At 72.3% G+C, this 25265-nt stretch carries 24 protein-coding genes and 2 tRNA genes; 17 read left to right on the forward strand and 9 right to left on the reverse strand.

The window, feature by feature from the left end:
* Positions 1 to 26: 26 nt before the first annotated feature.
* A complete protein-coding gene (locus Aru02nite_RS33765; protein WP_203664412.1) occupies positions 27 to 1307 on the forward strand; it encodes an MFS transporter in 1281 nt (426 codons plus the stop codon).
* Positions 1308 to 1383: 76 nt separating this feature from the next.
* On the opposite strand, the gene Aru02nite_RS33770 is transcribed toward Aru02nite_RS33765, so the two are convergent.
* A complete protein-coding gene (locus Aru02nite_RS33770; protein ID WP_203664413.1) occupies positions 1384 to 2607 on the reverse strand; it encodes a GNAT family N-acetyltransferase in 1224 nt (407 codons plus the stop codon).
* Between the two features lie 119 nt (positions 2608 to 2726).
* On the opposite strand from Aru02nite_RS33770, the gene Aru02nite_RS33775 reads away from it, so the two are divergent.
* On the forward strand, positions 2727 to 4529 hold the full coding sequence (locus tag Aru02nite_RS33775) for a serine/threonine protein kinase (protein ID WP_203664414.1): 1803 nt from the start codon (positions 2727 to 2729) through the stop codon (positions 4527 to 4529).
* A 6-nt stretch (positions 4530 to 4535) separates the two neighbouring features.
* Positions 4536 to 5060, forward strand: coding sequence for an orotate phosphoribosyltransferase (gene pyrE / locus Aru02nite_RS33780; RefSeq protein WP_203664415.1), 525 nt, complete (start codon positions 4536 to 4538; stop codon positions 5058 to 5060).
* Here pyrE and Aru02nite_RS33785 read toward each other — a convergent pair.
* Both Aru02nite_RS33785 and Aru02nite_RS33790 read right to left on the reverse strand, forming a co-directional pair.
* Positions 5047 to 5442, reverse strand: coding sequence for a GNAT family N-acetyltransferase (locus tag Aru02nite_RS33785; RefSeq protein WP_239077120.1), 396 nt, complete (start codon positions 5440 to 5442; stop codon positions 5047 to 5049). The genes pyrE and Aru02nite_RS33785 overlap by 14 nt on opposite strands.
* A gap of 28 nt (positions 5443 to 5470) precedes the next feature.
* Entirely contained in the window at positions 5471 to 6625 is a 1155-nt protein-coding gene (locus tag Aru02nite_RS33790; RefSeq protein ID WP_203664416.1) for an MFS transporter, read from the reverse strand.
* A gap of 14 nt (positions 6626 to 6639) precedes the next feature.
* On the opposite strand from Aru02nite_RS33790, the gene Aru02nite_RS33795 reads away from it, so the two are divergent.
* From Aru02nite_RS33795 to sthA, 3 genes are all read left to right on the forward strand, one after another.
* Positions 6640 to 7209, forward strand: a complete 570-nt coding sequence (locus Aru02nite_RS33795; protein ID WP_203664417.1) for a CGNR zinc finger domain-containing protein — start codon at positions 6640 to 6642, stop codon at positions 7207 to 7209.
* 356 nt (positions 7210 to 7565) lie between these two features.
* Complete coding sequence (locus Aru02nite_RS33800) at positions 7566 to 8153, forward strand: TMEM165/GDT1 family protein (RefSeq protein ID WP_203664419.1); 588 nt, start codon at positions 7566 to 7568, stop codon at positions 8151 to 8153.
* A 230-nt stretch (positions 8154 to 8383) separates the two neighbouring features.
* Positions 8384 to 9790, forward strand: a complete 1407-nt coding sequence (sthA, locus tag Aru02nite_RS33805; RefSeq protein WP_203664421.1) for a Si-specific NAD(P)(+) transhydrogenase — start codon at positions 8384 to 8386, stop codon at positions 9788 to 9790.
* 80 nt (positions 9791 to 9870) lie between these two features.
* Here sthA and Aru02nite_RS33810 read toward each other — a convergent pair whose 3' ends face one another.
* Genes Aru02nite_RS33810 through Aru02nite_RS33820 form a run of 3 tightly spaced genes read right to left on the reverse strand, consistent with a single transcriptional unit; the run spans position 9871 to position 13077 of the window.
* Entirely contained in the window at positions 9871 to 11142 is a 1272-nt protein-coding gene (locus Aru02nite_RS33810) for an MFS transporter (RefSeq protein WP_203664423.1), read from the reverse strand.
* A 13-nt stretch (positions 11143 to 11155) separates the two neighbouring features.
* A complete protein-coding gene (locus Aru02nite_RS33815; RefSeq protein WP_203664425.1) occupies positions 11156 to 12172 on the reverse strand; it encodes a zinc-dependent alcohol dehydrogenase in 1017 nt (338 codons plus the stop codon).
* Positions 12169 to 13077, reverse strand: a complete 909-nt coding sequence (locus Aru02nite_RS33820; protein WP_203664427.1) for a dihydrodipicolinate synthase family protein — start codon at positions 13075 to 13077, stop codon at positions 12169 to 12171. Before Aru02nite_RS33820 ends, Aru02nite_RS33815 begins: the two co-directional genes overlap by 4 nt.
* 121 nt (positions 13078 to 13198) lie before the next feature.
* On the opposite strand from Aru02nite_RS33820, the gene Aru02nite_RS33825 reads away from it, so the two are divergent.
* Both Aru02nite_RS33825 and Aru02nite_RS33830 read left to right on the forward strand, forming a co-directional pair.
* Complete coding sequence (locus Aru02nite_RS33825; RefSeq protein WP_203664429.1) at positions 13199 to 13987, forward strand: IclR family transcriptional regulator; 789 nt, start codon at positions 13199 to 13201, stop codon at positions 13985 to 13987.
* Positions 13988 to 14176: 189 nt separating this feature from the next.
* Positions 14177 to 15019, forward strand: a complete 843-nt coding sequence (locus Aru02nite_RS33830; protein ID WP_203664431.1) for an amidohydrolase family protein — start codon at positions 14177 to 14179, stop codon at positions 15017 to 15019.
* Positions 15020 to 15128: 109 nt separating this feature from the next.
* On the opposite strand, the gene Aru02nite_RS33835 is transcribed toward Aru02nite_RS33830, so the two are convergent.
* A complete protein-coding gene (locus tag Aru02nite_RS33835; RefSeq protein ID WP_203664432.1) occupies positions 15129 to 16469 on the reverse strand; it encodes an MFS transporter in 1341 nt (446 codons plus the stop codon).
* Entirely contained in the window at positions 16466 to 17653 is a 1188-nt protein-coding gene (locus Aru02nite_RS33840) for a mandelate racemase/muconate lactonizing enzyme family protein (RefSeq protein ID WP_203664433.1), read from the reverse strand. Before Aru02nite_RS33840 ends, Aru02nite_RS33835 begins: the two co-directional genes overlap by 4 nt.
* 241 nt (positions 17654 to 17894) lie before the next feature.
* Between Aru02nite_RS33840 and Aru02nite_RS33845 the strand changes: the two genes are divergently transcribed.
* Genes Aru02nite_RS33845 through Aru02nite_RS33855 form a run of 3 tightly spaced genes read left to right on the forward strand, consistent with a single transcriptional unit; the run spans position 17895 to position 20727 of the window.
* Positions 17895 to 18575 carry an SOS response-associated peptidase gene (locus Aru02nite_RS33845; RefSeq protein WP_203664434.1) on the forward strand — a complete coding sequence of 227 codons (681 nt, stop codon included), beginning with the start codon at positions 17895 to 17897 and terminating at the stop codon, positions 18573 to 18575.
* 9 nt (positions 18576 to 18584) lie between these two features.
* Positions 18585 to 20399 carry a DNA helicase RecQ gene (recQ, locus tag Aru02nite_RS33850; RefSeq protein WP_203664435.1) on the forward strand — a complete coding sequence of 605 codons (1815 nt, stop codon included), beginning with the start codon at positions 18585 to 18587 and terminating at the stop codon, positions 20397 to 20399.
* A 55-nt stretch (positions 20400 to 20454) separates the two neighbouring features.
* The gene (locus Aru02nite_RS33855; protein ID WP_239077121.1) at positions 20455 to 20727 is read left to right on the forward strand and encodes a DUF1905 domain-containing protein; all 273 of its coding nucleotides are present in this window, start codon (positions 20455 to 20457) and stop codon (positions 20725 to 20727) included.
* Positions 20728 to 20975: 248 nt separating this feature from the next.
* Here the strand turns inward: Aru02nite_RS33855 and Aru02nite_RS33860 are convergent.
* Positions 20976 to 21052: transfer RNA gene (locus Aru02nite_RS33860), tRNA-Pro, on the reverse strand.
* A 110-nt stretch (positions 21053 to 21162) separates the two neighbouring features.
* On the opposite strand from Aru02nite_RS33860, the gene Aru02nite_RS33865 reads away from it, so the two are divergent.
* The 6 genes from Aru02nite_RS33865 to Aru02nite_RS33890 all read left to right on the forward strand — a co-directional run.
* Positions 21163 to 21236 (forward strand) — tRNA-Gly (locus Aru02nite_RS33865).
* A 242-nt stretch (positions 21237 to 21478) separates the two neighbouring features.
* Positions 21479 to 21736 carry a hypothetical protein gene (locus tag Aru02nite_RS33870; protein WP_203664437.1) on the forward strand — a complete coding sequence of 86 codons (258 nt, stop codon included), beginning with the start codon at positions 21479 to 21481 and terminating at the stop codon, positions 21734 to 21736.
* Between the two features lie 200 nt (positions 21737 to 21936).
* Positions 21937 to 23340 carry a trigger factor gene (gene tig / locus Aru02nite_RS33875; RefSeq protein ID WP_203664438.1) on the forward strand — a complete coding sequence of 468 codons (1404 nt, stop codon included), beginning with the start codon at positions 21937 to 21939 and terminating at the stop codon, positions 23338 to 23340.
* Between the two features lie 236 nt (positions 23341 to 23576).
* Complete coding sequence (locus tag Aru02nite_RS33880; protein WP_203664440.1) at positions 23577 to 24206, forward strand: ClpP family protease; 630 nt, start codon at positions 23577 to 23579, stop codon at positions 24204 to 24206.
* A gap of 43 nt (positions 24207 to 24249) precedes the next feature.
* The gene (locus Aru02nite_RS33885; RefSeq protein ID WP_203664442.1) at positions 24250 to 24930 is read left to right on the forward strand and encodes an ATP-dependent Clp protease proteolytic subunit; all 681 of its coding nucleotides are present in this window, start codon (positions 24250 to 24252) and stop codon (positions 24928 to 24930) included.
* Between the two features lie 133 nt (positions 24931 to 25063).
* The coding region (locus Aru02nite_RS33890; RefSeq protein WP_275408781.1) for a ClpX C4-type zinc finger protein at positions 25064 to 25265 on the forward strand (202 nt) is incomplete at its 3' end.

Genomic DNA, 25265 nt, shown 5'->3' on the forward strand with positions numbered 1-25265 from the left:
CGGTCCCGCCGGTAGGGTGCCCGCTTGTGCCCGCCGACGACGTGACCAGCCAGGCATCACCCGGGACGAGTCGGGGTGGGCCGGTGCTGATCGGCGCGCTGGTCGTCGACTCGATCGGCGGCGGACTGCTGATGCCGCTGTCGATGGTGTTCTTCACCCGGCTGACCGACGTACCGCTGGCGCTGCTCGGCGTACTCATCAGCGTGTCGCAGGTGTTGACGCTGCCGATCCCGGTGTGGGCCGGCGCTCTCGTCGACCGGGTCGGTGCGCTGCCGGTGGTGGTGGGCGCACAACTGTTGCAGGGCCTGGGTTTCCTCGCGTACCCGCACGCGTCGGGTCCGGTCGGCATCTTCGCCGCGGTCACCGCCACCGGCTTCGGCGTACGGTTCTTCTGGTCGGCGGTGTTCACCCTGCTGGCCGACTACGTCGACGGTCGCCCCGCGGCCGCGTCCGCCGGCAGGCGCGCCCCCACCAAGGACACCTGGTACGCGTGGTCCAACATGGCCCGTACGGCGGGGCTCGGGTTGGGCGGGCTGGCGACCGGGTTCGTGGTCGCCGACGGCCGCGCCGCCACGTACCGGATCGTGGCGTACCTGTCGGCGGCGTGCTTCTTCGCCGCGGCCGGCACGATCGGCGTGTTCGTCCGGGCGCCGCGGCTGGTGCACGACCAGGACGCCGGCGCCGGCGGGTACCGGGCGCTGCTGGCGGACCGGCCGTTCCTCGGGCTGATCGGCCTGAACGGCGTGTACGCGCTGTCCAGCATGATGCTCGGCCTGGCCCTGCCCACGTTCGTACTGACCGGGCTGCGCGGTCCGGGCTGGCTGACCTCGGCGCTGCTGGTCGGCAACACCGTCCTGATCTCGCTGCTCGGCGCCCCCGTCGTCCGGTACGTGGCCGGCTTCCGCCGTACCCGGTTGCTGGTGGCGGCGTCGGTGCTGTGGGCGGGCTGGGCGGCGCTGTTCGCCACGTTCGGGCCGGGGCACCTGGGTTGGGTGGTGCCGGGGATGGTCGTGGCGACGCTGCTGTTCACGGCGGCGGAGGCGGTGCACGCGCCCACGTCGCAGGCGCTTGCCGCGGCGGTCGCGCCGCCCCGGATCCGCGGCCGATACCTCGCGACCTTCCAGTACTCGTTCACGCTGGCCGGCATCGTCGGCCCCGCGTTCTTCGGCACCCTGTACGGGGTGCACCGGTCGTTGCCGTGGCTGGCGCTGGCCGGGCTGAACCTGGCGAGTGTCGGCGCGATGCTGGCGCTGGAACGGCGGCTGCCGGCCGCCGCGCTGCGCGCCCCGGCGACCGCCACGGCCTGAGCCTTCCGTTGGTACGCAAGCGGTCCCGGCCGGCGCGCCGACCGGGACCGCCCGTTACGTCCACAGTGGACGGTGGTCAGAAGATCTCGATGCCGACCGGCGCGCGCTCCCAGCCGAACGCGGTGGACACCGGCGCGAGCGCACCCGCCCGCAGTTCCCGTACGGCACCGGCGGCGGCGAGCGCGGACAGCGGCGTGCCACCCAGGTACGCGGAGCCCAGGTCGGTGACCGACAGCGCCACGTCGGCCGGCGCGTCCGTCCGTACGCAGGTGGCACCGGCCGGCCCGGCCCGCAGGTGCCAGTGCCCGTCGTTGCCGGTGAGCAGGTCGTCGGTGACCGCGAGGACGGCGTCCACGTCGCTGGCGTACCGCCGGGCGGTGAGCGCGGCCGGCACGTCGAGCACCCGCAGCCACAGCCCGTCGCCGTACCGGGCGCCGAGCCGGCGCGCGTCGCTGACCAGGTGGTACAGCGGCTCGTCGACCGCCGCGAACTCGTACGTGAGGCGGCGGGTGAGGTCGATGTCGAACAGGTACCGCCACAGCGCGCGGTAGCCGGCGAGGTCGCCCGCCATCACCTCCTGGACGTGCACGACGCCGGCGGGCCCGGACGCGTCGCCGTTCCGGCCGATCCGGTACACGGCGTACCCGTCCGGGCCGTCGGGGCCCTCGTGCAGGATCGCGCGCAGTCCGGAGCGGCCCTGGCGCCAGTGCTCCAGGTCGGCCGCCCACATCCGCCACAGCGCCGGCGGCCGGGAGGACAGGCCGGGCCGCCCGACGCGGGCCGCCTCGTACACGGTGGAGAGGGTCTCGGTGGACTCCGCGTACTCGACCTCGCGCAGTTGGCCGGTCGTCTCCCCGGCGGGCACGCTCAGCTCGCGGGTGTCGGCGTCGTACGACAGGGTCGCGGTGGCGGCACCGTACCCGAAACGGCCGTAGATGACCGGTTCGCTGGCCCACAGGATCGCGACCGGCTCGTCGGTACCGGCGAGGTCGGTGAGCTGCCGGGTCATCATCCGGCGCAGCAGCCCGCGCCGCCGGTGCGTCCCGAGTACGGAGACGGCGGTGACGTGTGCGGCGGGCACCTCGCCCCCGGGTACGCCGAGCTGGCGGCGGGTCGAGAGGGTGGTTCCGACCACACCGTCTCTTTCGTGTACGGCGGCGAGGGTCCGGGGCGCCTCGAACAGGTCGCGTTCGAGCTTCGCCTCCTCCTCGTGGTGGTCCTTGCCGAACGCCTTCTCGAAGCACCGGGAGAACGGGTAGACCTCGTCCTCGGTGATCGGCCTGATGTCGTAGGAGTCCATCTGGCCTGTGTATCCCACGGGCGCCCGCGCCGCGCGCCGTTTTCCCCCGGACACCGGAGGTCCGGGGTCGAGCCGGCTGGCTACCCTCGACAGACAGGCGGTGCGTTGAGGGGGTAGGGGTGGCCGAACTGCTCGACCTGGTTTGTGGTCCGGCGAGCCCGTTGCCCGAGACCCACCAGCGGTACCGGTTGGTCCAGCACATCGCGTCCGGCGGGCAGGCCGAGGTGTTCCGGGCGGTCCGGCTGTCCGGCGGGGTGAGTTCGGCGCCGCTCACGGTCAAGGTCTTCCGGCTGAACGACTCGCGTCCACGCGCCGAGCAGTTGCGTTCGTGGGACAAGGGCGACGCGGTCCTGATGGACCTGAACAGCCGCGGCGTACCCGGCATCTGCCGCCGCGCCGACGGTTTCTACGGCCCGCCGCCGCACCCGCCGGGGCAGCAGCCGCGCGGCGAGGCCGAGCCGTACCAGGTGCTCGACTACCTGCCGGGCCTCAACCTGCGGGAGTACGTGCAGCGCCGGGGTGCCGGGGCGGCCGGCGCGCTGGACGCCGTCGGCACGCTGGACACGCTGGTCCGTGCGCTGCTGGCGCTGCACCACCCGGCGGATCCGGGCGCGTCCCCGGTCGTGCACATGGACGTGAAGCCGTCGAACGTGCTGATCCTGCCGTCCGGCGAGGCCCGCCTGATCGACTTCACCGGCGCGCGCTACTTCCGCCCCGACCACATCACCACCATCGCGTACACCCGGGAGGCGGGCGGGCCGGAGGCGTTCAGCGGCCGGGTCGGCCCGGCGTACGACGTGCACGGCTTCGGCGCCGTGGCGTACTACATGGTCACCGGCGCGTTCCCGCGCAGCGAGTCGCCGGGCCAGCCGGGGCCGGGGGAGGCGCCGCTGCCGCCGTGGGCGACGCTGCGCCGCCATCCGGTACTGGACAGCCAGCCGGCGCTGCGGGACCACCTGCTCGCGCCGCTGGCCGACAACCCAGAGGACCGCCCCGGTACGGAGGAGCTGACCGCGTGGACGGCCCGGCTCGCCGACCTGGTCGAGCGGTCGAACACGCCGGATCACGGGCTGTTCTGGGGCGTTTCCCGGTCGGCGCGGGTGGTCGGGCGGGCGGGCGTCCGGTCCGAGCCGGTCGCCCCGGCGGGCGGCGACTGGCAGCGGGTCGAGCGGTTGGAGCAGGAGGTCGTGGAGTTGCGCGCGGCCCTCGGCGACTCGCGCACGCGTACCGGTGGCGCGGCAGCGGCGGGTGCGGTCGCCGGTGCCGGTGCCGCCGCGCTGGCCGCCGACCGTCCACTGTGGCCGGACGCGCCGGCCGAGCCGGCCACCGTACGGACCGCGCCGGATGCCACGGTGCGTACGCCGACGGCGCCGCCGGTGGACCGGACCCGGGTGGCCGGGCCCGTACCGCCCGCGCCGCGCAACGAGCCGGGTACGCGCGTGATGGAGCCGTACCGGGCGCCGGAGCCGCAGCAGCGCGGTGTCGCGGCCGTACCGCAGGCGCCTCGGCGGCCGGACCACGACGACACCGGGAGCACGCCGCCGGAGGAGCCGGACCGGCCGATGCGTCCGCTGCCCGGCGCACGGATCGACACGCTGCGCCGCGGCATGGGGTTGTCGGTCACCGGTGCGCTGTTCTCGTTCGTGTGCTGGGGCATCTGGGCGATCGCCAACCGGAACGCGCAGTTCCTCAACAACCTGGTCATGTTCCTGCTGGTGCTCGCGATCGCGGTCGGCCTGTTCGCGCTGTGCCGGCTGGTGGGGCGGCTGGTGATCGAGGGGATGATGCACCGGTCCCGGGCCAGCGCCCGGCTGTCCCACCTGGCCGTCGGCATCTTCCTGGTCGTCACGGGCGTCAGCTTCGCGTCCCGGGTGAGCTGGATCAACTACGCGTACAACTGGATCGTCCAGCACGTACATTGACCGGCGATGGACACCGATCTCGCCGCCCGCATCCACCGCGCCGCCCACCTGACCGGCACGTTCCGGCTGCGTTCCGGCGTCACCACCGACGAGTACTTCGACAAGTACCGGTTCGAGTCGGATCCGGTGCTGTTGCGCGACGTGGGCGCCGCCGTGGCCGCGCTGGTACCGGACGGCGCGGACGCGCTCGCCGGTCTCGAACTCGGCGGCGTACCGGTGGCGGTCGTGGTCGCCCAGGTGACGGGGCTGCCGGCGCTGTTCGTCCGCAAGCGGGCCAAGGAGTACGGGACGTGCCGGCTCGCCGAGGGCGGCGAGGTCGCCGGGCGGCGGCTCGTCGTGGTGGAGGACGTGGTGACGTCCGGCGGTCAGATCCTCGCGTCGACCGCTGAGCTGCGCGCGCTCGGCGCCGTCGTGGACACCGCGGTGTGCGTGGTGGACCGCGAGTCCGGCGGGCGGGAAAGCCTTGCGGCGCAAGGGATCGAGCTGCGCGCGGCGGTGACCGCGACGGAGCTGCGGGCTACCGCAGGTTGAGCAGCCCGGCGGCGGTTGGCCGGAAACCGCAGCGGGTGTAGAAGCCGGTGAGGTGCGCCTCGTAGTCGACGTGCAGCCACTCGACGTCCGCCGCGCGGGCCTGCCCGGCCGCGGCCCGTACCAGCCGGGTGCCGAGCCCGCCGCGCTGCTCGTCCGGGTGCACCGTGGTGTCCAGGACGAACGCGTGCCGCCCGCCGTCGCCCACCACGTTCACGAACCCGACCAGCCGACCCTCCCGGTACGCGGCGAGCCAGGTCAGGCTGCGCGCCAGGATCGGCGCCCACCGGGTGTCGCCCGACCCGCCCCAGGCCGCGGCGAACAGTTCGGCCATCGCCGCGTCGCTGAGCGCGGGACGGACCACGAGTACGGCGGGGTCGGTCACGCCGCGGATCCTGCCACAAGCGCCCGGGTCACGCGGCGACGCGGGCCGGGCGTACGAGGGCGTGGTGGAGGCCGTGGCCGAGGGCGAGGACGGCGGCGGTCGCCGCGCAGGTCAGCCACAGCGCGGGGGCGCCCGCGGCGAGCAGCCGGGCGCCGACCAGCGGCGCGACGACGGTGCCGACGCCCCAGGACAGTCCGTACACGGTGAGGACGCCGGCGGCGGCGTCGGGCGGTGCCATCCGGGACGCGACCGCCTGCTGGGTACCGAGCAGCAGCGCGCCGCTCGCGCCCTCCAGGGCGGCGCCCGCGACGAGGGCCGGCAGCGTACCCCAGGCCCAGCCGAGCAGGGCGGCGGTGAGCAGCGCGTACCCGGTGAGGAGCATGACGGGGGCGGCGACGCGCCTCTCCCAGCGGGCCACGAACCGCTGCGCGCCGATGGCCGCGGCGGCGGCGACCGCGAGCAGGCCGCCGGTGACGGACGGTGAGTGGCCGCCGGCCGCGACCGTCAGCGGCAGCATGAACACCACGACCATCAGCAGCGTCGCGGACACGCAGCCGACGCCGGTCCAGGCGAGCAGCCGGCCGGACACGGCGGCCCGCCACGTACCGCGGGACCGGGTGCGCGCGACGGCGGGCAGGCGCAGCAGGACGACCGCGGCGGCGACCAGGCTGGTACCGGCGTCGACGAGGAACAGCGCGCCGATGCTCCACCGGGACACGACCGCGGCGACGGCGCCCGCGGCGACACCCGCGACGGACAGCGCCGCCCAGAGCAGCGAGTAGCTGCCGGCCCGGCGTTCGGGTGGCACGCTCTGCGCGACGAGCCCCTGCGTCGCCGGTTCGACGATCTCGTACGCGAGGCCGAGGGCGACGGCGCCCACCGCCACGACCGGTACGGAGGGGCCGAGGGCGATGGCGGTCTGCGCGGCGGCACTGGCGACGAGACCGGTGAGCAGGGCGGGGCGGGCGCCGAACCGGGTGGCGAGCACCCCGCCGAGCAGCCGGGAGGGGATCGTGCAGGCGCCGAAGACGGCCAGTACGGCGCCGGTGACGGCGAGGGCGGCGCCGAGGTCGTGGCTGAGCCGGAGGCCGAGGAATCCCATGGAGAACGCGCCGAGCCGGTTCACGACGCGGATCAGTACCAGCCATCGTGTGACCGGTGTAGTCTCGTTTACCAGTGACATGACAGGGAGGCTACGTGACGGTCGACATGGGTTTCAACAGTCACATGCGCGTACTCGCGGCGACCGTACGGCTGGTGAACGCGGTGACCCCGGGCGAGGCCGGCGGGCGGCCGGTCACCGAGCCGACCGGCGACGCGCTGCGTACCGCGGTGGCCGACGCCGTACGCGAGGACGGGTTCACGGCGCCGTCCCGGTCCGCCGACGCCCGCGCCCTGCGGGACCAGGCGGTCGGCGCGCGGCGGGTGTTCGAGGCGCTCGCCGCCGGCCACCGCGAGCGCGCCGCCGACCTCGTCAACGGGCTGCTCAGGGACAGCGACGCCCGCCCGCACCTGGACGTCACCGGCGACGGGTACACGCTGCACTTCCACCCGCTCGACGACAGCTACGCGCACGGCTGGGCGGCCGGCGTCGCCGCGGGCCTGGCCATCGCCCTCGGCGGCGAACTCGCGCACCGGCTCGGCGTGTGCTCCGCCCCGGCCTGCGACCGCGTGTACGTGGACCTGTCGAAGAACGCGCACCGCCGGTTCTGCTCCACCCGCTGCCAGAACCGCGTCAAGACCGCCGCGTACCGCCGGCGGGGCTGACGGCGCGGCCGGACGGGCGCGGCATGGTCGGCGGGCGCGGCGGGCGCGACGGGCGCGGCGGGCGGCGGGTGGCCTGCCGCACACCGGGTGGCGCACCGCGCCGCATTTCGGGCCGGGTCCGGAGGCCGGTCGGCTACCGTGGGCGCAGCGAAGGGGAGTAGCCCCCAACGTCGCGGTCGACATGCTGGCGCGTGCGCGCCCGGCCGCGCGGCCCGGATCCGTCCGGGCGGGCGAGACCTTCGATCCGGTGGTACCGCAGGGATCGCCGTGGCCGTCGTGCCGCGACGGTCCGGACGATGCAGGGGGCCGGGTCGGAGTCGCCCGTGCTCCGGTCCGGTCCGGACCGAGAGGATGAGATGTCCGCGATCTGGGCGAGCCTCGCGCTGAGCTTCGGCGTGATCTTCGTGGCCGAACTGGGCGACAAGTCGCAGCTCATGGCGTTGACGTTCGCGACCCGGTACAAGGCCCTCCCGGTACTGGTCGGCATCACGGTGGCGACCGCCGTCGTGCACGCCGTCTCCGTGGGCATCGGGTACGGGCTGGGTGCGGTGCTGCCGACGGGGTGGATCTCGCTGGCGGCGGGGCTGGCGTTCCTGGTGTTCGCCGGGTGGACGCTGCGCGGCGACAAGCTCAGCGCGGACGAGGAGAGCAAGGCGAACCGGTCGACGCGGTCGGCGATCGTGGCAGCGAGCGTCGCGTTCTTCCTGGCGGAACTGGGCGACAAGACGATGCTGGCGACGATCACGCTGGCCACCCAGCACGGCTGGTTCGGTACCTGGTTGGGCTCGACGCTCGGCATGGTCGCGGCGGACGCGCTGGCCATCGCGGTCGGCCGGATGCTGGGCCGCAAGCTCCCCGAGCACGTCATCCGGTACGGCGCGGCGGCGCTGTTCGCCGTCTTCGGTGTCTGGCTCGTCGTCGAGGCGGTACGCCAGCTGGTGTGACGCTCAGCCGTCGCCGTTCTTCCGGGACCGGGTCACGGCAATGACCACGACGGCCACGACGACGGCGACCACGACGAGGCAGCCGCAGCCGAGGGCGAGCAGGTGCCACGGTCGGATTCCCACCGCGCGAACCTAGCAGATCCGGTACGTTCCGGGCGGCCCCTCGGCGCGCGGGGATTGCGTCCTGACGGCAGGATGGCAGCCGGTGGCGGACGGCGAAGGGGTGGCCCATGTACGACTACGACCTGCTGGTGCTCGGTTCGGGGCCGGGCGGCCAGAAGGCGGCGATCGCCGGTGCGAAGCTCGGCCGGCGGGTCGGGATCGTGGAGCGCCGGACGATGGTCGGCGGCGTCTGCATCAACACCGGCACGATCCCGTCGAAGACGCTGCGCGAGGCGGTGCTCTACCTGACGGGCCGCAGTCAGCAGGAGTTCTACGGGCAGAGCTACCGGCTCAAGGACGACATCACGATCGGCGACCTGACCACGCGTACGCAGCACGTGATCGGGCGCGAGATCGACGTGATCCGCAGCCAGCTCGCCCGCAACCACGTCACCATGCACGCCGGTACGGGGCGCTTCGTGGACCCGCACACCGTACTGGTGGAGTCGGGTCAGGGTGAGGGCCGGCAGCTCACCGCGGAGAAGATCGTGATCGCGGTCGGCACCCGGCCGGCCCGTCCGTCCACTGTGGACTTCGACGGCTCGACCATCGTGGACTCCGACCAGATCCTGCTGCTGGACCGGATCCCCGGCTCGATGGTGGTGGTCGGCGCCGGCGTCATCGGCATCGAGTACGCGTCGATGTTCGCGGCGCTGGGGACCAAGGTGACCGTGGTCGAGAAGCGCGAGCGGATGCTCGACATGTGCGACCTGGAAGTCGTCGAGGCGCTGAAGTACCAGTTGCGGGACCTGGCGGTGACGTTCCGGTTCCGGGAGACGGTGGCGCGCGTCGACCGGCGCAACGGCGGCACCCTGACGGTGCTGGAGTCCGGCAAGAAGATCCCCGCCGACACCGTCATGTACTCGGCGGGCCGGCAGGGCGTGACCGACGGCCTCGACCTGGCGAAGGCGGGCCTCGCCGCCGACCCCCGTGGCCGCATCACGGTGGACGAGCACTACCGCACCGACGTCGACCACATCTACGCGGTGGGCGACGTGATCGGCTTCCCGGCGCTCGCGGCGACGTCGATGGAACAGGGCCGGCGCGCGGCGTACCACGCGTGCGGCGAGCCGGTGACGGGTGCGCTGTCGGCGCTGCAACCGATCGGCATCTACACCATCCCCGAGATCTCGTACGTGGGGCGCACCGAGGACGAGCTGACCGCGGAGTCCGTGCCGTTCGAGGTCGGCATCTCCCGGTACCGCGAGCTGGCGCGCGGCGCGATCCTCGGCGACTCGTACGGGATGCTGAAGTTGTTGGTGCACGCGGAAACCGGGGAACTGCTGGGCGTGCACGTGTTCGGCACCGGCGCGACCGAGCTTGTCCACATAGGACAGACGGTGATCGGCTGCGGCGGCACGGTCGACTACCTGGTCGACGCGGTGTTCAATTACCCGACGCTGGCCGAGTCGTACAAGGTGGCGGCGCTGGACGCGATGAACAGGATGCGTGCCGTGGCCCGGCTCGCCGACTGACACCCGGCGCGACCGCGCCGGGTGCGAGCGGGACGGCGCCGACGAACTCGCCGAGACAGCGTACGCGGACCGGTCAGCGGTCAGGCGCGGCGGCCGGGCCGGGCCGCGGCCAGGTAGACGGCGGCGCCGCCGGCGGCGAACACGGCCAGCATCACCAGCCCGGTCAGGAACCCGCCCGTACGGTCGACCAGGTAGCCCATCGCGTACGGGCCGGCGAAACCGGCGATGTTGCCGATCGAGTTGACGACCGCGATGCCGGCCGCCGCGGCGGTACCGGTGAGCAGCGCGGTGGGCGCCGGCCAGAACGTACCGAGGGCGCCGAAGGCGCCGACGCCGACGAGTACCAGGAAGCCGAGGGCGACCGGCGGTACCGACATCGACAGCGCCGCGCCGAGCAGCCCGGCGGCCATCACCAGCATCGAGCCGGCGAAGTGCCACCGGCGCTCCCCGGTACGGTCCGAGCTGCGCGCCACCAGCACCATCGCCGCCGCACCGACCAGGAACGGTACGGCGCCGACGAACCCGACCTCGGTGTCGGTGAAGTGCATCCGCCGAACGATCTGCGGCAGGAAGAAGATCAGCCCGTACTCGCCGATGGCGTAACAGAAGTAGGCCGCCGTGAACGCCCACACCCGCCCGGTACGCAGCGCGTCGGTGAGCCGGTGGCCGGGCGCCGCGGTGGCCGCGTCGGCGGCGAGTTCGGTGCTGAGCCAGGCGCGTTGGGCGGCGGTGAGCCAGCGCGCCTCCGCCGGAGTACCGGGCAGCAGCCGCCACAGCACCACGCCGAGCGCGACCGCCGGCAACCCCTGTACCACGAACAGGAACTGCCAGCCGGACAGCCCGAACACGCCGTCCAGCCAGCCGGACAGCGGCCCGCCGAGGATCGACGCCACCGGTACCGACCGCATGAACCAGCCGGTGGCGCGGGCCCGGTGCCGTGCGGGGAACCAGTACGTCAGGTAGAGCACGACGCCGGGGAACAGCCCGGCCTCGGCCACCCCGAGCAGGAACCGCAGCAGGTAGAACACCGTCTCGTCGTGTACGAGCGCCATCGCCGCGGCGATCACGCCCCAGCTGACCGCGATCCGCGCCAGCCACCGGCGGGCCCCGAACCGTTGCAGCGCGAGGTTGCTCGGCACCTCGAACAGGAAGTACCCGAGGAACAGGATGCCGGCGCCGAGGCCGTACACGGTGGCGCTGAAGCCGAGGTCGGCGTTCATCTCCAGCGCCGCGTAGCTGATGTTCGTACGGTCCAGGATCGACACCAGCCCGAGCAGGAACGGCAGCGGCAGTACCCGGCGACCGATCGCGCGGAGGGTGGCGGACTCGGCGGAACCGGGCGCTGCGGCCATGCGTACCTCCTGGTCAGAAGCGGACGAGGACCTTGCCGGGTGTCGGCGCCTCGGCGAGGGCGGTGAACGCGGCGGGCGCGTCGGCGAGATCCACCTGCCTCTCCACCAGGTGTGCGAGTTCCGGCGGGGTGCCGGCCACCCACTCGGCCGCGGACCGGAAGTCGGCCGCCGAGTACGAGAAGGAGCCGACGAGCGTGCGCTCCTCCGTACTCACCGCGAACGCCGCCAGCTCGACCCGCGGCGCCGCCATCCCGACCAGCACGATCCGGGCGCCGAGCGACGTCGCCGCCAGCGCGTCCGCCAGCGTCGCGGACAGCCCGACGGCGTCCACGGCGACGCTCGCCGGCCCACCCAGCAGCTCGCGTACCTGCTCCGGCACCGGTGCACCGGCCGGGTCGACGACCTCGGCGCCGAGCGTCGCGCAGAGCGCGCGGCGGCCCGGATCCGGCTCGCTGACGACGATCCGCGTCACCCCGAGCCGGCGCGCGGCGAGGACGACGGCCTGCCCGATCGGCCCGCCGCCGGACACCAGTACGGTGTCGTCGGCGGTGACCGCGCCGCGCCGGGCGGCGTGCGCACCCACCGCGATCGGCTCCACCAGCGCCCCGTACTCGGCGGGCATCGTGTCGGGCAGCGCCACCACGTTCCCCGCCGGCGCCACCACGTACTCCGCGAACGCGGCACTCACCGCCGGCGCCACCCCGATCACGTACTTCTCCGGGCAGTGGTGCTCGGCGCCCGCAGTACAGGAGGGGCAGTGGCCGCAGGAGACGACCGGGTTGACGGTGGCGAGGCCGCCCACGGTCAGGCCGGTGACGTCCGGGCCGAGCGCCGCGATCCGCCCGGCCGTCTCGTGCCCCATCACCTGACCGGGCACCCGGCGACCGTTCGCGCCGGTGAAGCCGTGCAGGTCCGACCCGCAGATCCCGGTCGCCACCGTACGGACCAGCACCTCGCCCCGACCCGCCACCGGGTCCGGCCGCTCGGCCACGACCATCTCGTGGAAGTCCTTGAGTACCAACGCCTTCACGGCGACACCACGTCCTTCAGCCGGTCGAACAGCCCGTCGATCTGGGCCCGCGTCTCCGCGTCCAGCCGGAACCCCAGCGGCGGCCGGGCCCGCTCCGACGTCAGCACCCCCTGCCGTACGAGCAGGTGCTTCTCCATCGCCACGTACGAGTCGAGGCCGGTGATCGGGGCGAGCAGCGGCGCCAGCGCCTCGTTGACCGCGCGTACCCGGTCGGCGTCGCCGTCGCGCAACGCCCGCCACAGCGCGACGATCGCCCACACCAGGTCGGGGCCGGGCATCGTACCGGCGATGCCGCGGGCGTAGCTGTCCACCAGCGCCGCCCCGCCACTGCCCTCGAACGCCGCGGCGCGGCCGCCGGTCGCGTCCCGCAGATCCGACAGCCGCGGCCCGACCGGTACCGCCTCGGGTTTGAACAGGATCTTCTGCTCGCCGTGCGTGTCGAGCAGCCGCGCCTGGAGGTCCAGCGGCAACGGATCCCCGATGTACCCGCTGGCGTCCTGCACGATCAGCGGCAGCGCGGTGGCCGCCGCCAGATCCGTGAAGTACTGCTCCAGGCCGTCCGGGTCGGGCGCCGTACACAGCGGCGGGATGGCCATGAGCGCGGCGGCACCGACCCGTTCGGCGTGCCGGGCGAGACGCAGCGCCACGTGCGTACTCTCCGCGCCGACGCTGACCACGACGGGCGCGCGGCCGGCCACGTGCCGGCAGGTGGCGGCGGCGAGCTGCTCGCGCTCCTCGGTCGACAGCCGCAGCACCTCGGACACCATCGCCAGTACGACGCCGTCGGCGCCCTGGTCGAGCACCCACCCCACCTCGGCGGCGAGGGCGTCGTCGTCGATCGACCAGTCGGCTCGGAACGGGGTGGCCAGCACGGGAAGTACGCCGTGCAGCGGTGGGCGCGTCATCCGCATCCTTTGTTCGCTAATACAGAACAAGATTCTTCGATAGCGAAAACTATGCGGGAGCGGCGGGTCGTGTCAAGGAGACGATTTGACTTTGCGACGTACGTGACGGCACGCTTGTTCGGTGGTGGCGAACGATATGGACCAGCGGTACCAGGTACGCAGCGTCAGCCGGGCCGTGGAGATCCTCGAAGCCCTCGCCGACGGCGGCGACGGGCTCACGGTGACCGAAGTGGCCAAACGGGTCGGAGCGGCCAAGAGCGCCGCGTTCTCCACCCTCCAGACCCTCGAAGCGCACGGCTTCGCGGCATCACGCGGCGAAGGCACCGCCCGCCGGTACCGGCTCGGGCTCGCCCTCGCCCGACTCGGCGAACACGCCATCGGCCAGGTCTCCCTGCGCGACGTCGCGCTCCCCGTCCTGCGCGAACTGTCCACCGAAACCGGCATGACCGCACGCGTCGCCGTACCCGAAGCCGGTCACGCCGTCGTCGTCGGCCGCGTCAACGCACCCGGCGCCGTCCGCTTCGACCTGCACATGGGCACCCGCGAACCCGCCCACTGCACCGGCGTCGGCAAAGCCATCCTCGCCGAACTTCCCGAAGACGACGCCCGCGCCATCCTCGCCGCCGGGCCGCTCGAAGCACGCACCCCGCGCACCCTCACCGACATCCCCGCCGTACTCGCCGACCTCGCCGAGATCCGCCGCCGCGGATACGCCATCGACGACGAGGAGGACGCCGAAGGGATCTTCTGCGTCGGCTCCGCGGTACACGACCACCGGGGCGAATGCGCCGGCGCCATCAGCGTCACCGGACTCAAACTCGACCTGCCGCTGTGGCGGATCCACCAGATCGGCGAAGCCGTGCGCGGGTACGCGGGGCAGGTGACGGACCTGCTGTCGGGGCGGGTCTGAGGGGTGGACCGGCCGAGCCAGTCGGCGGAGGCGTAGCCGCAGCCGGTGCAGCCAGGCGCCGGCACCTTTTTGTACCGCCCTTTGATTGTCCAATTGTTCAACTGTCTCATTGTCCAACTGTTGAACAGTTGAACAATCGGCGTACGCTCCACCAGCGAACCTTGTTCTGCTACAGCGAACGGAGCGCCCATGATCGTCGACGTGCACAGCCACGCGTTCGGCTGCCCGGACCATTCGGCGGACGGGTTCTTCGCCGAGGCGGGGCGCGCGCACGCCGGTGCGGTGGACCTGTCGGTCCGCTGGTCGGAGTACGCGGCGACGTCGCCGGCGGACAGCCGGGCGATCGTGTTCGGCGGCAAGGCGAAGTTGTCGGGTCTGTGGATCGACGACGCCGAGGTCGCCGCGTACGCGGGGGAGCACCCCGACCGGCTGGTCGGTTTCATGGCGCTGGATCCGACGCAGCCGGGCTGGCGGGACGAGCTGCGCCGCGGTCACCGCGAGTTGGGCCTGCGCGGCGTCAAGCTGATGCCGATGTACGCGGGCTTCGACCCGGGTGACGCCGAGTTCGACCCGCTGTGGACGTACGCGTCGGACAACGGGCTGCCGGTCCTGTTGCACACCGGCACGACGTTCGTGTCGCAGGCACCGATCGAGTACGCCCGGCCGTACCTGCTGGACCGGGTCGCGCGGCGGTTCCCGGAGCAGCGGATGGTCCTCGCGCACCTGGGCCACCCGTACGAGGGGGAGTGCATCGCGGTGATCCGCAAGCACCAGCACGTGTACGCGGACGTCAGCGCGCTGCACTACCGGCCGTTCCAGCTGTGGCGGGCGCTGATGCTGGTGCACGAGTACGGGGTGTGGGGCAAGCTGCTGTTCGGCAGCGACTACCCGTTCACGACGGTGGACGACTCGGTCGCGGGGCTGCGCGCGATCGCCCGGATCGAGAGCCCGAAGGGCCTGCACGGCATCGACCCGGCGGACGTCGAGGCGCTCATCCACCGCGACGCCCTCACCCTCCTCGGCCTCGCCTGACCCCGACGGTACGAGAACGCCACGGCTCCGTACGCCCCACGTCAACCCGGGGCCGGGAGCGCGGAACGCCCCGCCGGACGTTCCAGGCGGGGCGCTCCACCAGGGGGTTTCAGGGTGTGGTCGCGGGTTGTCGGTCGTCGACGGCGGCGGGCGCCCAGCCGGAGCGGCGGGAGAGTACGAGGGCGACGGCGGCGCCGCCGAGGGTGAGTGCGCTGACGAGGAGCAGTCCCCAGACGGGGGTGCCGGTGGTTTCGCTGATCCAGCCGATGGCGTACGGCCCGGCGAAGCCGGCGAGGTTGCCGACGGAGTTGATGAACGCGAGTCCGGCGGCGGCGGCGACCCCGGTGAGGAACGTCGACGGCAGGGACCAGAACAGTGGCGTGGTGGAGAACAGTGCGGCCATCCCGACGCAGATCGCGGCGAGCGACAGGACCGGTACGCCGCGGGCGGCGACGGCGGCGACCAGCGCGAGCGCGGTGACGAGCAGGGTGAGGGCGACCTGCCGGGGGATGTTGCCGCGGCGCCGGGCGTACCGCTCCCAGGGGAGCATGACGGCGGCGGCGACGAGGTTGGGGACGGCGACGAGCAGCCCGGTGACGCCGGTGGACCAGTGGCCCATGTCGGCGACGATGGTCGGCAGCCAGAGGCCGATGCCGTACGAGCCGAAGACGACGCCGAAGAAGACGAAGATCAGGGCCCAGAGCCGGCCGTTGCGGAAGGCGTCGGCGAGCCGCAGCTTTCCGTGGGTACGTTCGGCGCCGGCGGTGTCGGCGGCGAGTTCACGTTCGATCCAGTCGCGTTCGGCCTGGTTGAGCCATCTCGCGTCGGCGGGCCGGTCGGGCAGCACGCGCCAGGTGACGACGGCGAGGACGAGCGCCGGGACGCCTTCGAGTACGAAGACGAGCTGCCAGCCGTCGAGTCCGAACAGTCCGTGCAGGCCGAGGATCCAGCCGGACACGGGTGCGCTGACCGCGTTGGCGAGCGGGTTCGACACCGCGAAGATCGCCAGTACGGTCGTGCGGTGGCGGCGGGGGAACCAGAACGTGAGGTAGAGCAGTACGCCGGGGAAGAAGCCGGCTTCGGCGACGCCGAGCAGGAACCGCGCGACGGTGAACCCGGTGTCGCCGGTGACGAACGCGGTGGCCACGGCGACGACGCCCCAGGTGAGCATGATGCGCGCGATCCACTTCCGGGCGCCGTACCGGTGCAGCAGCAGGTTGCTCGGCACCTCGAACAGGAAGTACCCGATGAAGAAGATGCCGGCGGCGAGGCCGAACGCGGACTCGGTGATGCCGAGCGCGGTGGACATCTCCAGCTTGGCGAAGCCGGCGTTGTTCCGGTCGACGTACGCGACGAGGTAGAGCAGGCCGAGGAACGGGCCGAGCCGGAGCATCGCCTTGCGCATGGCGCGGCCGCCGACGTCGGTACCGGTGGGCGGTGTCGTGGTCATCGGCGCTCCCGCTTCTCCCAGCCCGGCGCGAACATGTTCCAGAAGCCGCCGGTCGGCGGGTGTTCGGCGAAGACCTCGTCGACCAGGTCGACGCCGATGCCGGGCGCGGTCGGCAGCGGCAGGTGTCCGTCGGTGACGGGCAGGCAGCCGCGCAGCGCCTCGAACACGTACGGCTCCAGCAGCCCGTCGAACGTCTCCAGGATCTTCAGGTTCGGCGTGGCGAACGCGGCGTGCGCGGTCGCGGTGGTGCAGAACGGCGAGTTCGAGTTGTGCGGCGCCACGACCATCGAGTGCAGCTCGGCGAGCGCCGCGACCTTCCGCATCTCGGTGTACCCGCCGACCATGCTCAGGTCGGGCTGCACGATGCTCACCGCGTTCGTCTCGAACAGCCGCCGGTACTCGTACCGGTTGTGGAAGTGCTCGCCGCCGGAGATCGGGATCGACGTACGGGCGCGCAGCTCCGCGTACCGGTCGATGTGCGTCCAGGGCAGCGGTTCCTCGAACCACCCGATGTCGTACGGGGCGACCGCGTCCAGCAGCCGTACTGCCTCGTGGACGACGAAGCGGGCGTGGCCCTCGATGAACAGTTCGACGTCGGGACCGACGGCCTCGCGTACGGCGGCGACGATGTCGACGGACAGCCGGCGCTCGTCCCGGCTCAGTTCGCCGGACCCGGCACCGAACGGGTCGAACTTGAGCGCCGGGTACCCGGCGGCGACGGTCTCGACGGCCCGCCGCGCGAACGCGTCCGGCTCCCGCGGCCCCGTGTACCAGCCGTTGGCGTACACCGGGACGGTGTCCCGGCAGGCGCCACCGACCAGCCGGTACACGGGTACGCCCAGGTAGCGACCCTGGATGTCGTGCAGCGCCTGGTCGACACCGGAGACGACGATCCCGCCGACGTCGCCGCCGCGCAGGAAGTCGCCCTGGTACATGCGGTGCCAGATCTCCTCGGTGTCGAACGGGTCGGCCCCGAGCAGGTGCCGCTCGCCCATCGCCTCGGCCAGCGCGCTCGTCTCGCGCCCCCGGTACGGGTGGGTGATCTCGCCGACGCCGACCAGGCCCTCGTCGGTCGTGATCCGGACGTAGGAGAAGTCGCGCCAGGCGGTACCGAGGCTGAGCGTCTCGACCCGCGAGATGCGGCCCGCCCCGGTCGTCGGCCGGGTCCGGTTGACGGTGAGCATGCGTCCCTCGTTCTGTTATGGAGAACAGCGTTCTAATTTGACGCTCATCCTGGTCACGCCGCCCCACCGACGTCAAGAGGCACGTCACCCCGGCCGCGCCCGGACCCCCGTCGCGGACGCCACCGCACGTCCGGCGTACGGATCGGTCGACTCGACGCGGACGCCCTGCGCCGACTGGCCGCGCTCGACCCGGTTGTCGGGTAACGGGTTCTGTCGTACCTGGCGTCTAGGGTCGTCCGGCATGTGTGGCCGATACGACTCGCACCGCTCCACCGCCGACCTGTCCACGTACCTCGACGCCGAGGACGACACCGACGGGCTGTCCGCCGGGCGGTACAACACGGCGCCGACGCAGCGGGTCCGGATAGTGGTGCGGGCGGACGAGCGGCGGGTGCTGCGGGCCGCGACGTGGGGTCTGGTTCCCTTCTGGGCCAAGGATTCCCGCATCGGGCAGCGCATGATCAACGCGCGCGCCGAGACGGCCGCGGCGAAGCCCGCGTTCCGGACCGCGGTGCGGCACACCCGCGCCCTCGTTCCCATGGACGGCTGGTACGAGTGGGTCACCACGCCCGCCGGCCGGCGCCCCAGCTACCAGACCCCGCGCGACGGTGGCGTGCTCACCGCGGCCGGGCTGTTCTCGGTGTGGGACCGGGGACCGGACGGTCCGCTGCTCACCTGCACGATCCTGACCACCGGCGCGGTCGGGCAGCTGCGCGACGTGCACGAGCGGATGCCGCTGCTGCTGGACCCGGCCGACGGCGACGCGTGGCTCGACCCCGGGTCCGACCCGACCCGGCTGCTCGGCGTACCGCCGGGTGGTGATCTGGTGTCGGCGCTGGAGATCCGCGCGGTGGCACCGGATGTCGGGTCGGTCCGCAACGAGGGGCCGCATCTGGTGAACCCGGTTGGCGCGGCTCCGTAGAATCGCCGGATGTCTTCTGTGGGGGATCCGGACACCGTGCTGCGTCGTGTCTTCGGCTACGACACGTTCCGCGGCGAGCAGCGGGAGATCATCGAGCACGTCGTCGGGGGCGGCGACGCGCTGGTGCTGATGCCGACCGGTGGCGGCAAGTCCCTCTGCTACCAGATCCCCTCTCTGGTACGGGACGGCGTCGGCGTGGTCGTGTCGCCGCTGATCGCGCTGATGCAGGACCAGGTCGACGCGCTCACCGCGCTCGGCGTACGGGCCGGCTTCCTCAACTCGACGCAGACCCCGGACGAGCGGCGCCTCGTCGAGGCGGAGTACCTGGCGGGCGAGCTGGACCTGCTCTACCTGGCGCCCGAGCGGCTGGGCCTGGAGTCCACGGTTCGCTTGCTGGACAAGGGAACCATCGCGCTGTTCGCGATCGACGAGGCGCACTGCGTGTCCCAGTGGGGCCACGACTTCCGGCCGGACTACCTGGCCCTGTCGATGCTGCACGAGCGGTGGCCGGACGTACCGCGGATCGCGTTGACGGCGACGGCGACGCCGGCCACGCACGAGGAGATCGCCACCCGGCTCGACCTGACCGGGGCGCGGCACTTCGTGGCGAGCTTCGACCGGCCGAACATCCAGTACCGGATCGTGTCGAAGGCGGAGCCGCGCCGGCAGCTGCTGGAGCTGTTGCGCACCGAGCACGCGGGCGACGCCGGCATCGTGTACTGCCTGTCCCGCGCGTCGGTGGAGAAGACCGCGGCGTACCTGGTGGAGCAGGGCATCCCGGCCCTGCCGTACCACGCGGGGCTGGACGGGGCGACCCGCGCGCGGCACCAGTCGCGGTTCCTGCGCGAGGACGGGCTGGTGATGGTCGCGACGATCGCGTTCGGGATGGGCATCGACAAGCCGGACGTCCGGTTCGTCGCGCACCTCGACCTGCCGAAGTCCGTCGAGGGCTACTACCAGGAGACCGGCCGCGCCGGCCGCGACGGGCAGCCGTCCACCGCCTGGCTGGCGTACGGGCTGCAGGACGTGGTGCAGCAACGGAAGATGATCGACGACTCCGACGGCGACGCCGCGCACCGCCGCCGGCTCGCGGCGCACCTGGACGCGATGCTCGCGCTGTGCGAGACGGTCGAGTGCCGCCGTGTCCGCCTCCTGGCGTACTTCGGGCAGCGCGGCGAGCCGTGCGGCAACTGCGACACCTGCCTGACCCCGCCCGAGTCCTGGGACGGCACCGTACCGGCGCAGAAGTTGCTGTCCACGGTGCTGCGCCTGGACCGTGAGCGGAACCAGCGGTTCGGTGCCGGGCAGGCCATCGACATCCTGCTCGGCAAGTCGACGCCGAAGGTCACCCAGCACCGGCACGACCAGCTCACCGTCTTCGGCATCGGCACCGACCTGCACGAGGCCGACTGGCGCGGCGTCGTCCGGCAGCTGCTGGCCCGCGACCTCCTCGCCGTCGAGGGGGAGTACGGCACGCTCACGCTCACCGACGGCAGCGCGGACGTGTTGCGCGGCAACCGGACCGTGATGATGCGCCGCGAACCGGAACGCAGGCGCGCCCCGAAGGCGTCCCGGCGCGCCGCGGCGGCGGACCTACCGGCCGAGGCCGCCCCGGTGTTCGAGGCGCTGCGCGCGTGGCGTGCCACGTCGGCGAAGGAACAGGGCGTCCCGGCGTACGTGATCTTCCACGACGCGACGCTCCGCGAGATCGCCACCTGCGGTCCCGCCAGCCTCGCCGAACTCGGCGGCGTCTCCGGCGTCGGCGAGAACAAACTCGCCAAGTACGGCGAGCAGATCCTCGACGTACTCGCCGGGCAGCGATGAGTTTCCGGTCCGCGGCGGGTCAGTCCGGGGCAGGATGACCGTTGAAGGAGGCGCCATGTCGGACCTGGACACGAGCTTCACCGCCACGCTGGTGACGAGCCCGAACGAGGGCGGCTGGACGTACGTCGTGATGCCCGGCTCCGCCGAGTTCTTCGGTACCCGCGGGCTGGTCAAGGTGCGCGGCACGATCGACGGTCAGCCGTTCCGCAGCTCGTTCATGGCGCTCGGCGACGGCACACACAAGCTGCCGGTACGCGCCGACCTGCGGAAGAGAATCGGCAAGGGCACCGGCGACACCGTCACCGTCCACCTCACCGAACGCCTCTGACCCGTCCGCGTGCCGGGTCGGCGCGGCGTCGCGGCTTTGACCGACCGCGTGCGGACCGGTGTGGCGTAGTGGCTCTGACCCGTCGGCGTGTGGGTCGGTGTGGTGTCGTGGTTCAGATCGACCGCGTGCGGATCGGGTGTGGCGTCGTGGCCTTTGCCGACCGCGTGTTGGATCGGTCGGCGGACCGGCCGGGAATTCCGGCCCGGAATCGCAACAGCCACCGGATCCACGGCCCACCGGTCGAACGTTGGTCGGGGTGGCGGGATTTGAACCCACGGCCCCTCGCTCCCAAAGCGAGTGCGCTACCAAACTGCGCCACACCCCGTGCGTGCGACAGTCTACGGCCCGGCCACCAGCTCCTCGTACCGAGGAGCCGCGCACACCGCTGCCCTGTCGCTGTCGTACCCTGATGCACAGCAGGGATGCGCAGCGCGTGCGGGTGTAGCTCAATGGTAGAGCCTCAGCCTTCCAAGCTGATGGTGCGGGTTCGATTCCCGTCACCCGCTCCACGTCGAAAGGCCGGCCCGGGAAAACCTTCCGGAGCTGGCCTTTTCTCGTACTCCCGGCCGCCACCGGGTACGCCCGGGGCGGTCGATGGATCGGCCCGGAGGGGGTCGGCCGAACACCCGGTACGGGTCGGTCGCCCGGCCGGTGTGCACGGCGGCGCCGGCGTCCGACCATGGGCCCGCGGGGTCGGACCGTGCCGGTCGAGGCCCCGCCGACAACCCCCCGACCCGATTGGCGGATGACTGTGAGTGAGATCGCATGGCGCGCGGCGCACGACTTCGCGCGCCGGCTGCGTGACCCGCGCTTCCGACGGTTCGCCCGGACCGCCGGCTACCGGCCCGACCGCGACCTGGTACTCGCCCTCGAACACGAACCGGTACGGCACGTCCTGGACCGGGTCGAGGAGCAGTCGGACGGTGGACCGGTGACGGTCGTCGTGTACCGGCCCGGCACGGAGCGTGGCTTCAGCTTCGTCGAGGTGGGCGACCGCCCCGCCGCCTGAGCCGCGCCGTACGCAGGACGGGTCGGCCGACACGGCTCCCGGCGTACGCTGGGCGTGTCGGCGCCGAGGTCGTCGGGGACGCCCGAGTCGTCGCCGCTCGTGGCGCTCGCCTAGACTCGGCCGGTCAGCGTCCGCCCCGCCCGGGGTCACCGGCGCGTCGCGAGTCGAGAGAACCCGATCACCTGCTGAGGAGTACCCCTGTGAAGAGCGCCGTCGAGACGTTGAGCCCTACCCGGGTGAAGGTGTCGGTCGAGGTGCCCTTCTCCGAGCTCGAACCGAGCGTGAAGAAGGCGTACCGGACCATCGCCCAGCAGGTGAGCATTCCGGGCTTCCGGCCCGGTAAGGTGCCGACCCGCCTGATCGACCAGAAGGTCGGCCGCGGCACGGTGCTGCAGGAGGCCGTGCAGGAGGCGCTGCCGGAGCAGTACATGGCGGCGATCCGCGAGCACGACGTGAAGGCCATCGGCCGTCCGGAGGTCGAGGTCACCGAGCTGAACGACGGCGACCACGTGAGCTTCACCGCCGAGGTCGACGTCCGCCCGGAGATCACCCTGCCGGAGCTGGACAGCATCAGCGCCACCGTCGACGAGCTGTCGATCGGCGAGGACGACGTGGACGAGCAGGTCGGCCAGCTGCGCGACCGGTTCGCCACGCTGAAGGGTGTCGACCGCCCCGCCGCCGACGGCGACTACGTGTCGCTCGACCTGCTCGCGACCATCGACGACGAGGAGGTCGAGGGCGGCACCGCCAACGGCCTGTCGTACGAGATCGGCAGTGGTCAGCTGCTCGACGGCATCGACGAGGCGCTCGTCGGCATGACGGCGGACGAGACCCGCACCTTCGCCAGCAAGCTGGTGGGCGGGCCGCACGCCGGCGAGGAGGCGCAGATCGCGGTCACCGTGAAGAGCGTCCGGGAGAAGGAGCTGCCCGAGCTGGACGACGAGTTCGCCCAGCTGGCCAGCGAGTTCGACACGCTGGACGAGCTGCGCGCGGACGTCCGCGGCCGGGTCGAGCGCAACAAGAAGCTGGAGCAGGCGTACCAGGCGCGCGACAAGGCGCTGGAGTCGCTGCTGGCGGCGACCGAGGTCCCGGTGCCCGAGGGCGTCGTGACCGAGGAGGTCGAGTTCCGCAAGGAGAACATGGGCGAGCAGCTCGCCCAGATGGGCAGCAACCTGGAGCAGTACCTCGCGGCCGAGGGCAAGTCGGCGGAGGAGTTCGACGCGGAGCTGCGCACGAACGCCGAGGAGGCGGTCAAGACCCAGCTCGTACTGGACGCGTTGGCCGACGCCGAGGAGGTCGGCGTCAACGACCAGGAGCTGACCGAGGAGGTCGTGCGGCGGGCGCAGATGGCCGGCGCGCAGCCTCAGCAGTACGCGGACCAGCTGGTCCGGTCGGGTCAGCTGTCCGCCGTCGTGGCCGACGTCCGGCGGGGCAAGGCCCTGTCGCTGGTGCTGGACCACGCCTCGGTCACCGACACCGCGGGCCGCCCGGTCGACATCAAGGCCGTGCTGAACCCGGCCGGTGAGCCGCAGGCCGAGGGCGCCGCGGAGGCCGTGGAGGCCGCCGACGACGCCGAGTCGGCCCCGGCGAACAGCGAGGGCTGACGGCGCCGCACAGGCCGCCTGACGTACCGACCGGCCCGTCACCCCGCCCCGGGGTACGGGCCGGTCGGCGTTTCGCCCCGGGCCGGGCGAGGCTGCGCTGAGAGCGAACAGCGGCCCGGACAGCGGATGCCGGCGCACCTCACCGGCTAGGGTCGGATTACCACCAGCTAGCACGAGAGTGTCGACGGATCGGGTTCCGACCGCCGGCGCCACGCGGGCCGAGAGGACTGCCTTTCATGACTGACCTGTACACGCCGGCGGCGCCGACCGGGCGTTCGCCGGAGACCGGCGGCGGCGGTTTCGACGACCTCGTCTTCAACCGGTTGCTGCGGGAGCGGATCATCTTCCTGGGCACCGAGGTGACCGACGAGTCCGCCAACCGGGTCGTCGCGCAGCTTCTGCTGCTGTCCGCCGAGGACCCGGAGCGGGACATCTCGCTCTACATCAACTCGCCCGGCGGCTCGGTCTACTCGGGCATGGCCATCTACGACACGATGCAGTTCGTGAAGAACGACGTCGCGACGTACGCGCTGGGCATGGCCGCCTCGATGGGCCAGCTCCTGCTGTGCGCCGGCGCCCCCGGCAAGCGGTACGCGCTGCCGCACGCCCGGATCATGATGCACCAGCCGTCCGGCGGCATCGGCGGTACGGCCGCCGACGTGGCCATCCAGGCCGAGCAGATGGTGTACACGAAGAAGATGTTCCAGGAGTGCGTCGCCCGGCACACCGGTCAGACGCTGGAGCAGATCGAGACCGACTCGGACCGCGACCGCTGGTTCACGGCCGAGGAGGCCAAGGACTACGGCTTCATCGACCACGTGGTCACCGGTGCCGTGCAGGTGCCCGGTGGCGCCGGTCTGTCCTGACCGGTCACTCCTCGTCCAGCCGGCCTCAACGAAGGAACCAACGATGAGTCTTTCCAGTCTTCCGAACGGTGGTCTGAGCACGCCGTCCGGCTTCGCGCCGGTGCAGAACCGCTACATCCTGCCGTCGTTCGTCGAGCGCACGTCGTACGGGGTGAAGGAGTCCAACCCGTACAACATGATGTTCGAGGAGCGGATCATCTTCCTCGGCGCGCAGATCGACGACGTGTCCGCCAACGACGTCATGGCCCAGCTGCTGGCCCTGGAGTCGATGGACCCGGACCGCGACATCACGATGTACATCAACTCGCCGGGTGGGTCGTTCACCGCGATGACCGCGATCTACGACACCATGCAGTACATCCGGTGCGACATCTCGACGGCGTGCCTGGGCCAGGCGGCCTCCGCCGCGGCGGTACTGCTGGCCGCCGGCGCGCCCGGCAAGCGCATGGCGCTGCCCAACTCGCGCATCATCATCCACCAGCCCGCGACCGAGGGCGGGTACGGTCAGGGTTCGGACATCGAGATCCAGGCCAGGGAGATCATGCGGATGCGGACGTTGCTGGAGGACCTCATCTCCAAGCACTCCGACCGCGACATCGAGCTGGTGAAGCGGGACATCGACCGTGACAAGATCCTCACGGCCGAGGAGGCGAAGGAGTACGGGTTGGTCGACCAGGTGCTGCCGAGCCGTAAGAAGAACGCGGTGGCGGTGGCGGCCGGCTGAAACCCTGGCTCGGGGGTCCGTTTCGGGCCCCCGAGCGGGTACCGTCGAGGAGACGGTAGGCAGGCACGCAGCATGGAGAGAGTCCAGCGCGGCCGGGCGTGAGTCCCGGTCGCCGGTGCAGGGGGAGTCGTAGGTGGCACGGATCGGCGACGGCGGAGACCTGCTGAAGTGTTCCTTCTGTGGGAAGTCGCAGAAGCAGGTCAAGAAGCTCATCGCGGGCCCAGGTGTGTACATCTGCGACGAGTGCATCGACCTCTGCAACGAGATAATCGAGGAGGAGCTCTCCGAGTCGGGCGACGTCAAGTGGGACGAACTGCCCAAGCCCAAGGAGATCT

The sequence above is a fragment of the Actinocatenispora rupis genome, from assembly GCF_016861975.1.
In the GTDB taxonomy this organism is placed as follows: Bacteria; Actinomycetota; Actinomycetes; order Mycobacteriales; family Micromonosporaceae; genus Actinocatenispora; species Actinocatenispora rupis.

Bases quoted from the DNA above. Each gene is read 5' to 3' on its own strand.
- Aru02nite_RS33845 (WP_203664434.1), top strand. From the start codon at position 17,895: ATGTGTGGCCGATACGACTCGCACCGCTCCACCGCCGACCTGTCCACG.
- Aru02nite_RS33835 (WP_203664432.1), bottom strand. From the start codon at position 16,469: ATGACCACGACACCGCCCACCGGTACCGACGTCGGCGGCCGCGCCATG.
- recQ (WP_203664435.1), top strand. From the start codon at position 18,585: ATGTCTTCTGTGGGGGATCCGGACACCGTGCTGCGTCGTGTCTTCGGC.
- Aru02nite_RS33855 (WP_239077121.1), top strand. From the start codon at position 20,455: ATGTCGGACCTGGACACGAGCTTCACCGCCACGCTGGTGACGAGCCCG.
- Aru02nite_RS33770 (WP_203664413.1), bottom strand. From the start codon at position 2,607: ATGGACTCCTACGACATCAGGCCGATCACCGAGGACGAGGTCTACCCG.
- sthA (WP_203664421.1), top strand. From the start codon at position 8,384: ATGTACGACTACGACCTGCTGGTGCTCGGTTCGGGGCCGGGCGGCCAG.
- Aru02nite_RS33790 (WP_203664416.1), bottom strand. From the start codon at position 6,625: ATGTCACTGGTAAACGAGACTACACCGGTCACACGATGGCTGGTACTG.
- Aru02nite_RS33880 (WP_203664440.1), top strand. From the start codon at position 23,577: ATGACTGACCTGTACACGCCGGCGGCGCCGACCGGGCGTTCGCCGGAG.
- Aru02nite_RS33840 (WP_203664433.1), bottom strand. From the start codon at position 17,653: ATGCTCACCGTCAACCGGACCCGGCCGACGACCGGGGCGGGCCGCATC.
- Aru02nite_RS33885 (WP_203664442.1), top strand. From the start codon at position 24,250: ATGAGTCTTTCCAGTCTTCCGAACGGTGGTCTGAGCACGCCGTCCGGC.
- pyrE (WP_203664415.1), top strand. From the start codon at position 4,536: ATGGACACCGATCTCGCCGCCCGCATCCACCGCGCCGCCCACCTGACC.
- Aru02nite_RS33810 (WP_203664423.1), bottom strand. From the start codon at position 11,142: ATGGCCGCAGCGCCCGGTTCCGCCGAGTCCGCCACCCTCCGCGCGATC.
- Aru02nite_RS33820 (WP_203664427.1), bottom strand. From the start codon at position 13,077: ATGACGCGCCCACCGCTGCACGGCGTACTTCCCGTGCTGGCCACCCCG.
- Aru02nite_RS33800 (WP_203664419.1), top strand. From the start codon at position 7,566: ATGTCCGCGATCTGGGCGAGCCTCGCGCTGAGCTTCGGCGTGATCTTC.
- Aru02nite_RS33830 (WP_203664431.1), top strand. From the start codon at position 14,177: ATGATCGTCGACGTGCACAGCCACGCGTTCGGCTGCCCGGACCATTCG.